Consider the following 9713-nt stretch of genomic DNA (forward strand, 5'->3'; position numbering starts at 1 on the left):
GGGGTGGCCCACCCCGGGCCCCCCCCGGGGGGGGGGGGCGCGGGGGGGGGGGGGCGGGGGGGGGGGCGGGGGGCCCGGGGGGGGGGGGGGCGCCCGGGCCCGCGTCGCCGGGTACGTCGTGCGCCCCGGCGTCGGGAAGGCGCGTCAGGAGGTGGGGCGCACCAGCGCCACCACGTCCTCGACGGTCCGGGCGGCGTGGAACGCGCGCAGGTCCAGCGTCACGTCCAACCGGTTCTCCAGCTGGGCCAGGGCGTCCAGCGAGCTGATGCTGTCCCACTCGTGCCGGGCCAGCACCGGCTCGTCGCGCAGCACGTCGACGCTCACGTCGAGCGCGCCCGCCAGGATCTCCAGCACGGACTGCTCCACGGTGGTGTCGGTCGTGGGGGTGTCGGTCATCGGGCTACCTCGTTCCCTTCCAGCAGGTTGATCCACGCGGGCACGTCGGGCAGCCCGGTGTCCAGGGCCAGCGCGTGCGCGCCGTCGCCCTCGTCGGCGAACCCGGCGTCGGTCCAGAAGTTCTTGGCCAGGCCGTTCTTCTTCGACGGCACGTACCGGCCGCGCAGCGCGGTGGCGCCCGCGGCGTGCGCCCGGCGCGCCAGCCACGCCGCGATGGCCAGTTCCACGCCGCGACCCAGCACCCGGCAGCTGAGCACCAGGTTGTCCACGTGCCACTCGGCGCCGGAGCGGTCGACCCACGCCGCGCCGATGACGCCCTCGTCGCCGAACCGGTCGGCCACCGCGAACGTGACGACCAGGTGGTCCGGGTCGGCGATGCGCCGGCCGGTCTCCGCCTCGTCGAACCGCAGGCCGGTCAGGTTGAACTGGTTGGTGCGGGCGGCCAGCTGCGCCACGCGCGCCACGGCGAAGCCGTCCGCCTCCGCCACGACCAGCCGCACGTCCAGCGCGTGCAGGTAGTCCTCGGAGGAGCCGAAGCCGCCCGCGAAGTCGTTGCGCAGCGTCCGGCTGCGGTACAGCTCCGGCCGCGCCAGGTCGGTCTCGGTCAGCTCCGCGACGTCGAACCAGCCCTGCGCCAGCAGCGTCCGCACGATGTGCGCGGGGTCGCCGTCGGCGGGCAGCACCACGACCTCGGGCAGCTCCTCCTCGACGTGGCCGCGCTCGAACGGCGAGTCGTCCAGGAACACGAACGACCCGATGCCCAGCCCGAGGGCGGACGCGGCCTCGCGGAGGTTGCCCGCCTTCGGCGACCAGTTGACCGCCTTGGCGGAGAACGCCTCCGGCCGCAGCAGCACCTCCGGGTGCGCGGTCAGCGCCTCGTCCACCAGGTCGGCGTCGTTCTTGCTGGCCAGCACCAGCACGACGCCCTGGTCGCGCAGCCTGCTCGCGGTGCGCTGCACCTCGCGGTAGGCGTTGCCCGGGTACAGGCCGCCGAGCTGCACGCCCTCCGCGCCGACCTCGCCGAGCACGCCGCCCCACAGCGTGTTGTCCAGGTCCAGCGCCAGCACCTTGCGGGACAGGCCGGCCCGCGCCTGGGCGAACCGCCGGACCTCGCGCGCCAGCAGGTACAGCGCGCCGTCGGTGTAGGGCAGGTCGCCGTAGCGGTGCAGCCGGTCGTCGCGCGCCGGGAACGGCGAGTCCGCCAGCACCGACACGAGGTCGGTCACGGCCACCTGGCGGTGCTGCGCGGCGAGGTCCAGCAGGTCCTCGTTGAGCTTGGCCCACGCCTTGGACAGCGCGGCGCGCGCCCGCCAGCTGATCACCGAGTCGCGCACCTGCGCGGGCAGCGGCACGGTGTGCAGCAGCACCGTCGCGGTCGAGCGCTCCACCGCCGAGAGCACCAGGCCACGCAGGTCCGCGAGCCGGGCTTCGAGGTGCCCGGCCAGGCCGTCGACGTCCGTCGCCGCCCAGTCGTCGGGCAGGAAGCAGGTCTCGTCCAGCAGCAGGGTGATCACGTCGACGCCGTCGAACGGATCGGTGGCCAGCGTCAGCTCGAACAGCCCGTACGGGCCGGGCACGAGGTCCGGCAGCACGCCGGCCGACACCAGGCTCGCCCGGAGGATCTGCTCGTAGGACCCGATCGTGCAAGTCGCGAGCACGGCCACGCGCAGCGGTCGCAGGCCCTCGGCGTCCTCCAGGCGTGCCAGCAGCTTGCCCGCCTTGCGCAGCACGAGCGGGTCGGACACGGTCGCCAGCCGCGTCAGGTCCGCGGGTGAGGGCGCGCGGCCCTCGGCGACCGCCGTCCGCAACGACTCCAGCAGGTCGCCCATCAGATCCGCACCAACGTGCAGTACCAGCGCATCCCGATGGAGATCCCGCACAGCGCCACGACGTCGCCGGGCTTCACGTCGCCGCGCTCGATGTGCTCGCCGAGGCAGAACAGCTGGTCCGCCGCGCCCATGTGGCCGTGGCCCAGCGACAGCTCGGCGTTGGTGTGCTCGACCGTGACGCCGAACGGCTCCGCGACCTCCTCGATCGTGTCGGTGGAGTCGTTGATGTAGATGACGTGCTTGAGGTCGTCGCGGGTCAGCCCCGCGCGGCGCAGCGCGTTGTCCACGGTGTCGGTGATGCGCTGGTTCAGCGTGGCGACGAACTCGCGCAGCTTCGCCGGGTCCTTGTCGAAGTGCGCCTGGATGCGGGCGTGCCCGGGAGGCGCGTCCTTGGCCGTCCAGCCGTCGAACGGGAGCGGGTTGGCCGCGCCGCCGACCTCCGTGCGGAAGAAGTCCGACAGGTCGGGGTCGACGAACTGGTCCGTGGCCAGCCACTGCACGCTCTCGTGGCCGCGCTTGAGGACGGCGGCCACCGCGCCGTCGCTGTGCACGGCGTTGTTGACGTTCATCCGGTTGCGGTGGAACTCGCTGACCCGGTTGACGGCGATGAACAGCACGGTCTGCAGCTCCGGCTGCAGCGCCAGCAGCCCGGCGACGTAGCCGAGGCCCGTGACGCCGCACGCGCAGCCCTCGGTGAGCAGCAGCGTCTGCGTCGTGCCCTCGACCTTGAGGCGGCGCGCGACGGCGGCGGAGGTGTCCCAGTGGTGGTAGTCCGGCACCTCGGAGGCGGCCACCACGACGAGGTCGACGTCGTTGGGCCCGAGGCCGAGGCGGTCCAGCGCGTCCTGCCCGGCGAGCGTTGCCAGGTCGGTCGCGGTCACGCCGTCCGGCGCGCGGTGGAACGTGTGGTAGCCCCAGCGGACGACGCGTTCGGGATCGCCCACGTAGTCACCGGCCGTCTGCGCGACGTCCTGGTCCTCGCCGGTGGCGTACCCGAAGCCCGCGACTCCGAAATCCACGAGCTGGCTGGCCATGAGCACTCCTGTCATGTGACTGCTTTTCGGCACGGTGAAGGCCCGCCCCGGACATTTTTCCGGGGCCTGGGCAAATAATGGTCGGGAAAGCGGGAAGGCGTGCGTCGGAGACGTCACCCCTGACGTCCGCGACGCGCTGACGTGCGTAGATGGTGCGGTGAGAAGCAACCCTGGATTCGACGAGCCCAGTCGGTCGGATTGCTCGACCAGCTACCTGCCGTCTCTGTTAATTATTTACCGCCGGTGCGGCGGAAGCAATGTCGGGTGACCGCTTTTCTGCGGTGTGCTGATCAGGATTGCCGATGGCTGCGATAGGGCCCCGGCGCGCGGTGGCGTAGTGGACCAGCTCCACGAGCACGCCGGCGGGCTTGGGCGCGTACAGGTACTGCACCGCCATCCCGTCCCGCGCGCCGCGGCACGGCTCCGCGTCCACGAGCGCGAAACCGTTGGCGCGCAAGCGGGACGCTTCGGCTCGCAGGTCGTCCACCTCGAACGCGATGTGGTAGAGCCCTGGTCCGCGCGCGAGCCGTCCGGCCACCGCCGAGTCCTCCCGCACCGGCGCGACCACCTCCACGGCCGGGGCCGCGGGGTCCGCGCCCACCTGCCAGAAGTCGCACGAGACGCCGTAGTCGCCCGCGACCCCGCCATCCACTTTGGACAGTCCGAGCACGGCGAGCAGCGCGCCCACGCCCTCGGGGTCCGCGGTGAGCAGGCCGACGTGGTCGATGCCGAGGATCACGACGCCACCAGCTCCGCCGCCGCCCGCCGGCTCGCCGCCAGCACGGTCTTCGCCGCGCCGCCGCTGCCGCCGGTGAACGTGGACACCCCGTCGCCGACGTCCACCAGGCGCAGCCCGCCCGGCGAGCGGTAGCAGTCGAACGACGCCACCACCCGGTCGGCCACGACCTCGCCGTCCGCGACGCCGAACCGGCGGCGGGCCGTGTCGAGCACCCGCGCGGCCAGGTCGTGGTCGGGCGTCACGCCGTCGGGATCGACGTCCCAGCGGTCGCACCCCAGGCCGAGCAGGAACGTGCCGTCGCGGTCCGGCCGGCCGTACAGCCCGGTCCGGTCGTCCACGAACGACGCCACGCACGGTATCGGCAGCCGGTAGAGGCCGTACTGGATCTGCTTGGCCCGCAGGGGCTCGCCGCCGACCAGCCGCGGCGTCCACGCGCCCGCCGCGACCACCACGGCGTCGAACGCCGTCACGCCGGCGGAAGTCCGAACCGCGGGGCCGGGCAGGACTTCGGCAACCCGCTCGGTGCGGACGTCGCCGCCGTGCTCGCCCAGCCAGCGCAGCACGTGCCCGCGGAAGCGGTCGGGGGAGAAGTGCCCGGCGTGCCGCTCCACGACGCCGGCGGCGTCCGCCGGCAGGTCCCGGAACCCGAAGCGCCGCGCCAGCTCGGCACCGTCCACGACGGACGCGGAACCCGGCAGCACCGCCTCGACGGCGTCCACGCACGGCGTGACGTCGTCGGCCGTCACGTACACCGACCCGGTCTCCCGGTAGCCCGCCCAGTCCCGCACCCGTTCGTCGGAGCGCAGCTCGGCCAGCGACTCGGCGGCGTCCCGGGCCGCGCCCGCGTCCACCTCGAAGCCGCGGACCAGGCCCCCGGACGCGCCCGAGGCGTCGGCCGCACCGGGCGCGTACACCGTCACGTCCGCACCGGAGGTGCGTAATCGCCAGGCCAGCGCCGCCCCCGCGACGCCGCCGCCGACCACCGCCGCTCTCACCCGTGCCTCGCGTGCACGGCGCGGCGCAGGTCGTCGGTCAGGTCCGCGCCGCGCCGGCGCAGCGGCAGGGGCAGGTCGTCGCGCGCGAACAGCTCCTCGGCCTGCGCGATCGTCCCCGGCTCGGCGGCGTAGCGCGGGTAGAGCCACAGCACGAGCGTGTCCAGCACCTTGTCCTCGCGCAACCGTGCGACGTCCACGATCTCGGTGAAGAACCGGGCCACGTACGGCGCGGTCAGCTCGCGCTGCTCCGGCTGCCAGAACCCCTCCGCGGTGGACCACAGGCGGTAGCTCGACAGCTCGGCGTCGGTGGTGATCGCGCGCCACGCGGCCTGCTTCGCCTCGACCGTGGGGATCGCCGCCCGAGCCTTCACCGCGAACTGCTCGGTGTGCGTGCTCGGGTCCGCCGCGTACGCCTCGTCGATCTCCGCCTCGGTGAACGCGCCCAGCACCGCGAGCCGGTACCGCACCCGCCACGCCAGGTCGGCGTCGAGCTCCAACCCGGCGGGCAGCGGCACGCCGTCGAGCCAGCCGCGCAGCTCCGAGGTGTCGGAGGTGAACTCCACCAGACCCCGGAACAGCGCCAGGCCGAGCTCGTCCTCCGGCGCGGTGCGGGACAGCCGGTCGCGTGCCGCGTCCGCCACCGCCTTGAGCAGCCCCGGTCGCAGTTCGGGGTCCAGCAACCGGTCGGCCACGTCGATGCGGGCCTGTTCGAGCACCTCGATCACGATCGACAGCTCGGTCTCGTAGCCGAGCATCCGCGTCACCAGGTCCAGGTGGTCGGTCGCGGGCACCGCGCCGTCCACCACGCCCTGCAACAGCTGCGCCCACACCATCGCGCGGTTGATCGGCGCGAGCGTCGGCAACACCTCGGGCAGCGCCCGGCGTGACTCGTCGTCGTAGCGGATCTTCGCGTAGGTCAGGTCGTTCTCGTTGAGCAGGAGGAACTTCGGGGCTTTGCGGCCCACCAGCTCGGGCAGCTCGGTGCGCTCGCCGTCCACGGTCACGCGGACCGTCTCGTGCGCGTCGCCGTACAGGCCGATGTCGATGGTGTGCGGCCGAAGCGCCGGGTGCGACGCCGGTGCGGACTGCGTCACGGCGAACGAGGTGATCACGCCGTCGGCGACGGTGAAGTCCGGCGCCAGCGTGGTGACGTTCGCGGTGCCCAGCCAGCGGTCCGCCCAGTCGGTCATGTCCCGGCCGACGGCCTCGCCGATCGCCGCGTTGAAGTCCGCGAACGTCGCCGCGCCGTACGCGTGCCGGGCGAAGAAGATCCGCAACGCCTCGCGCATCGCGTCGTCGCCGATGTGGTGCGCGAGCTGCCGCAACGCCGACGAGCCCTTGAAGTACGAGATCCGGTCCAGGTCCAGCAGCGCGGACATGGCGTCCGCGCCGTCGATCCACACCGGGTGGGTCGAGGGGCGCTGGTCGGCGGTGTACGCCTGGCCCTTGCGGCGCGCGGAGAACGTCGTCAGCGGGCCGGTGAACTCGGTGACCTCGCTGGGCACCCGGTGCGCCAGGTAGTCGGCGAACGCCTGGCCCAGCCACAGGTCGTCCCACCACTTGTTGGTCACCAGGCCGGCCCACCACATCAGCGACAGGCCGTGCGCGATGACCACCGCGCGGGTCTCGTGCTCGCTGCGCGGCGCGGGCGTGCGGAACAGGTACAGCTCCTTGAGCAGCACGCACCCGGGGTGGTCCAGCGACAGGTAGCTGAACTCCGGCGCGAAGACCTGGTCGAACCGGCCGAACGGGTAGCGCACGCCGAACAGGCGGTGGAACTCGTCGAGGCACTGGGCCGTGACGTCGAAGACCTCCTGGATGTCGGCCTCCAGCGCCTCGGCGACCGACGCGCGGCAGTGCACGCCGAGCGGCACGCCGTCGTGCACGGTCTCGAACGAGGCGTACGGCCCGGCGACGACCGTGGTCAGGTACGTCGCCTGCGCCACCTCCTGCACGACCCGCCACCGGCCGGGCGCGACCTTCGTGGCCGCACCCGTGCCGAGGACCGTCCACTCGTCGGGGACGGTGAGGTCGAACGTGAACGGCGCCTTCAGGTCCGGCTGGTCGAAGCACGCGAAGATGCGCGGAGCGTGGTCGAGGAACACCGCTCCGTACACGTACACCTGGTCGTCGGCCGGGTCGACGTAGCGGTGCAGCCCCTTGGACTCACGCGAGTACGCCATGTCCGCGACGACGACCAGCTCATTGTCCGCGGCCAGCCCGGTCAGCGGCAACCGGCCGTCCACCAGCGCGGACACGTCCAGGTCGCGGTCGTTGAGCCGGGCCCCCAGCAGCGCCTCCGGTTTGACGTCCACGAACGTCGACCCGCCCTCGTCGGCGGTGAAAGCTATTTTCGTCGTAGACCGAAATACTTTCCCGTCGCCGGTGAGGTTCAGGTCCACGTGATACGAGGCGACCTCCAATAAAGCGCCCCGTGCGGCTGCTTCGGCTCGAGTCAAACTGGCCATGCGGCGCCCCCTCCTGCTTGGTATGGAGGATCGTAAACACGCCTTGTGCGACGTCAACGGGCCAATTCGGTTCCCTTATAGGGTCTGCCCAAGAAATGCTGATGACCCGCCCGGCCGGCATCCCGGGACCGCCGTTTCGCCCGTCCGGCGGTATCGGGGCCACTATCGCCCCAGGTAGTCGCGCGCGACGCGTTTCGGCACGCACATTCGCCAAGCGTCCACGACCAACTCGGTCAACTCGACCTCGTCCAATTGAGACAGAGAGGCCCGAACCCAGTTGTACCGTTCGTCCGAAGTCACCGGCGGATGGAATTTGTCGGGATCCGAGGCAATCAGCGCCGCCCGCTCCTCCTTGGGGAACGCGAATCCCATCGTCCGCTCATCGGGCGACAGGGCGAGGTACACGATGCGCCCGATGCGGAATTTGACCCGGTCGCGGACCAGCGCTTCCTCCGTGCGGGGGAGCGACCGGGCGATCCGGCGCACGTCGTCGGACGTGACACCCCGGCGCGGCGCCGTCCAGCCGCGGGTGAACGCCAGGTAGCAGTACTCGTCGATCACCTTCGCCAGCGAGCGCCCCGGCCGGCCGAGGTCGGCCAGCAGCTCGGGCTCGGGCACACCCGCCTCGGCCAGCAGGTCCGCCGCCCAGCCGCGGGTCAGCAGCAGGTGCGCCCGGTAGGCCGCGCCGTCACGACCGCCGTGCAGCCGGTCGGCGATCATGTTGTCCCACGGCGGCAGGCTGTTGGGGCGCAAGGCGAACAGCAGCTTGGAGGCCGCAGTCGGGCCCAGCGTCCGGGTGCCGCGCGGCGTGGCCGCCGCCGTGCTCGCCGACAGCGCGGCGAAGCCCTCGGCCAGCCGCTCCACCCGTTCGTCGGTCAGGTCGGCGAGCCACGTCCCGGTGTCGGGCAGCGCGTCCCGCCAGGTCTCCCACCAGGCCGCCAAGCTCTCGTCCAGCACGCGCGGCTCGCCGGGACGGGGCGTGCGGATGCGGCAGCCCCACGCGTTGAGCCACACGTGCGCGGCGTCCCGGTGCGCGGCGACGCCCAGGTCGAACGCCGGGGCGGTGGCGGCGGTCAGGACCGTCCACGACTTCTCCGGGGTGGTGAAGCCGCCGAACTCGGACACGGCGGCGCGCAGGGTGCTCAGATCCGGTTTCACGACGCGGCACCCTAGTTCACCCCTTGCGCGCCGGCGTCGTCGTCGGTAGAAACGTCCGCGAGCCCGGCGTTCGGCCCGCCCCAGCCGCGCGCACCCCAAACCCGCTTCGGCATACCGCCGCGTCCTTGGAGTGCCCGAATGACCGAGCCCTGGCTGCTGGAAACCCGCGTGTTCAAGCTCAAGCCCGGCACGCGAGCCGAGTTCGACCGCATCAGCCGCGACGGCACCATCCCGCTCATGCGCGGCATCGGCATCACCGTGCTCGCGTTCGGACCGTCCCCTTTGGACGAAGACGAGTGGCACCTGGTGCGCGCGTTCCCCGGGATGGAGGAGCGCGTCCGCCTCGCCGGCTCGCTGTACGAGCAGCCGGAGTGGGCCCAGTTCGACGGCCCGATCAACGAGATGATGGCCGACTACAGCACCGCGCTGGTGCCCGTGCCCGAGAGCACGGTCAAGCTCCTGTCCGAGCCCGGCGCCTTTGCCTAGGATCCCTTCAGTGACCAGGAATCTGTCGCACCTCGCGGCCATCTCGAACGTCGACGCCGACTACCGCCACTACGCCAAGGACGTCATCGCGCTGCCCGACCACGACCTGGCCCTGCCCGACGCGCACCTGAAGTGGTACGAGGTGCGCGAGCCGCAGGACGTGGTCGACCCGGCGCTGCGCGAGGACGCCCAGTCGTTCCTGCGCGCGGAGACGGCCTCCGGCGAGCTGGACATCTCGGGCGACCTCGGCTTCGTCATCCACCACCTGTGCCGCGGCGACTTCTACTTCCTCATCGTCTGCACCTGGCGCAACGAGAACGAGATGTGGGAGACCGTCTACATCCGGGACGTGAAGCAGCACGACAGCTTCCGCCGTTTGGAGCAGGGCAAGCACCGCGAAGTGCTCTGCGTCTGGGAGATGGGCGCGCTGCTGCACGAGCAGCAGGCCTGGATCCGCTACCTCTACTCCGACCGCGACGAGCAGGCCAAGATCGCCTACCTGGACGACCGGTTCACCGGTCGCGTGTGACGTCGTGCCGGGGGGCCCCCCCCCCCCGCCCCCCCCCCCCGCCCCCCCCGGGGGGGGGCGCGCCCCCCCGGGGGGCGGC

At 72.4% G+C, this 9713-nt stretch carries 9 protein-coding genes; 2 read left to right on the plus strand and 7 right to left on the minus strand.

From position 1 onward, the window contains the following. Window positions 1-144 precede the first annotated feature (144 nt). The 7 genes from LNK82_RS38510 to LNK82_RS38540 all read right to left on the minus strand — a co-directional run bounded on the left by LNK82_RS38510 (window position 145) and on the right by LNK82_RS38540 (window position 8001). Window positions 145-396 (minus strand): acyl carrier protein, encoded by a 252-nt coding sequence (locus tag LNK82_RS38510; RefSeq protein WP_230571789.1) that lies wholly within the window; start codon window positions 394-396, stop codon window positions 145-147. Then, on the minus strand, window positions 393-2225 hold the full coding sequence (locus LNK82_RS38515; RefSeq protein WP_230571790.1) for an HAD-IIIC family phosphatase: 1833 nt from the start codon (window positions 2223-2225) through the stop codon (window positions 393-395). The genes LNK82_RS38510 and LNK82_RS38515 overlap by 4 nt, the downstream gene beginning before the upstream one ends. Continuing rightward, entirely contained in the window at window positions 2225-3259 is a 1035-nt protein-coding gene (locus LNK82_RS38520) for a 3-oxoacyl-[acyl-carrier-protein] synthase III C-terminal domain-containing protein (RefSeq protein ID WP_230571791.1), read from the minus strand. Before LNK82_RS38520 ends, LNK82_RS38515 begins: the two co-directional genes overlap by 1 nt. A gap of 226 nt (window positions 3260-3485) precedes the next feature. After that, window positions 3486-3998: a VOC family protein gene (locus LNK82_RS38525; protein ID WP_230571792.1), complete on the minus strand. Its 513-nt coding sequence runs from the start codon at window positions 3996-3998 to the stop codon at window positions 3486-3488. Then, entirely contained in the window at window positions 3995-4993 is a 999-nt protein-coding gene (locus tag LNK82_RS38530; RefSeq protein ID WP_230571793.1) for an NAD(P)/FAD-dependent oxidoreductase, read from the minus strand. The genes LNK82_RS38525 and LNK82_RS38530 overlap by 4 nt, the downstream gene beginning before the upstream one ends. After that, window positions 4990-7461, minus strand: coding sequence for an aminopeptidase N (pepN, locus tag LNK82_RS38535; RefSeq protein ID WP_268997770.1), 2472 nt, complete (start codon window positions 7459-7461; stop codon window positions 4990-4992). The genes LNK82_RS38530 and pepN overlap by 4 nt, the downstream gene beginning before the upstream one ends. A 162-nt stretch (window positions 7462-7623) precedes the next feature. Beyond that, window positions 7624-8001 (minus strand): MmcQ/YjbR family DNA-binding protein, encoded by a 378-nt coding sequence (locus tag LNK82_RS38540; RefSeq protein ID WP_372470766.1) that lies wholly within the window; start codon window positions 7999-8001, stop codon window positions 7624-7626. A gap of 756 nt (window positions 8002-8757) precedes the next feature. Here LNK82_RS38540 and LNK82_RS38545 point away from each other — a divergent pair. Together LNK82_RS38545 and LNK82_RS38550 are read left to right on the plus strand one after the other, a co-directional pair. After that, window positions 8758-9105, plus strand: a complete 348-nt coding sequence (locus LNK82_RS38545) for an NIPSNAP family protein (RefSeq protein ID WP_230571795.1) — start codon at window positions 8758-8760, stop codon at window positions 9103-9105. Between the two features lie 10 nt (window positions 9106-9115). Further along, the gene (locus LNK82_RS38550; protein WP_230571796.1) at window positions 9116-9634 is read left to right on the plus strand and encodes a hypothetical protein; all 519 of its coding nucleotides are present in this window, start codon (window positions 9116-9118) and stop codon (window positions 9632-9634) included. Window positions 9635-9713: the final 79 nt, after the last annotated feature.

The sequence above is a fragment of the Saccharothrix luteola genome (assembly GCF_020859565.1).
Classification (GTDB): domain Bacteria; phylum Actinomycetota; class Actinomycetes; order Mycobacteriales; family Pseudonocardiaceae; genus Actinosynnema; species Actinosynnema luteola.

Bases quoted from the DNA above. Each gene is read 5' to 3' on its own strand.
- pepN (WP_268997770.1), bottom strand. From the start codon at position 7,461: ATGGCCAGTTTGACTCGAGCCGAAGCAGCCGCACGGGGCGCTTTATTG.
- LNK82_RS38545 (WP_230571795.1), top strand. From the start codon at position 8,758: ATGACCGAGCCCTGGCTGCTGGAAACCCGCGTGTTCAAGCTCAAGCCC.
- LNK82_RS38510 (WP_230571789.1), bottom strand. From the start codon at position 396: ATGACCGACACCCCCACGACCGACACCACCGTGGAGCAGTCCGTGCTG.
- LNK82_RS38515 (WP_230571790.1), bottom strand. From the start codon at position 2,225: ATGGGCGACCTGCTGGAGTCGTTGCGGACGGCGGTCGCCGAGGGCCGC.
- LNK82_RS38520 (WP_230571791.1), bottom strand. From the start codon at position 3,259: ATGGCCAGCCAGCTCGTGGATTTCGGAGTCGCGGGCTTCGGGTACGCC.